This window comes from Snuella lapsa (assembly GCF_039539345.1).
Lineage (GTDB): Bacteria > Bacteroidota > Bacteroidia > Flavobacteriales > Flavobacteriaceae > Snuella > Snuella lapsa.
Genome location: NZ_BAABCY010000118.1, coordinates 1 through 961 on the forward strand (window position 1 = coordinate 1; position 961 = coordinate 961).

The following is a 961-nucleotide window of genomic DNA, read 5'->3' on the forward strand; positions in this document are numbered from 1 at the left end:
TGTTCTGCTTCAAAAGGTGTTTTATATCCCAAAGAAGAATGTAATCGCTTTCTGTTATACCATATTTCTATATACTCAAAAATACTGGTTTTAGCCTGTTCTATGGTTTTAAATTGATTATCATAAACAAGTTCTATTTTTAGTGTCTTGAAGAAAGACTCTGCCACGGCATTGTCCCAACAATTTGCTTTCCTGCTCATGGATTGAGCAATTAAAGTATTAGACTTTAACAGTTTTCTAAATTCTTTTGAAGCATATTGTATGCCCCTGTCGGAATGAAAAAGTAAAGACTGTGTTATTTTTCTTTTTGATATTGCCATTTTCCAAGCAGGGATAATAGTTTGGTTTGCATGTAAACTTGTACTTAATGACCAACCTATTACCTGTCTGTCATATAAATCAATGATTGTGGTTAAGTACAGCCAACCTTTTTGAGTTTTGATATAAGTGATATCAGATACCCAAACTTGATTTAATCTACCAGGGTTAAAGTCTCTATCCAATAAATTCCTGCAAATAGGATATTTATGGTTCGAGTCTGTAGTAGCCTTAAATTTCTTCTTGTGCTTACTAATCCAATTGTTCTCTTTCATGATTTTAGAGACCCTTCGCCTGGATATACAATAATCATTGCGCCTTAATTGCTCTGCTATTCTTGTCGAGCCATAGATCTGCTTACTCCTGTTAAATTCTTGTTTTATCAAATCAGTAAACAAACTATGCTCCAATGCTCTTTTGCCAGGACCACCTGTGAACCACCTATAAAAACTACTTCTGCTTACTTTTAATACTTTGCACATCTTCTCAATGGGATATAAATGTCTATAACTGGCTATAAACCCGTAGATTTCCCATCGCTCTTGGAGAAGATGTGCACGGCCTTTTTTAAAATCTCAAGCTCCAGTTCCTTTTCTTTAAGGGCTTTACGTAATCTTTTGACTTCTATTGTATCCTCTGGTAT

1 protein-coding gene is annotated in these 961 nt (G+C 34.7%); it reads right to left on the reverse strand.

The annotated features are described in order from the left end of the window. Positions 1 to 848 (reverse strand): IS3 family transposase (locus ABD792_RS19110; RefSeq protein ID WP_345008187.1); only part of this gene is annotated, 848 nt, incomplete at its 3' end. Positions 849 to 961: the final 113 nt, after the last annotated feature.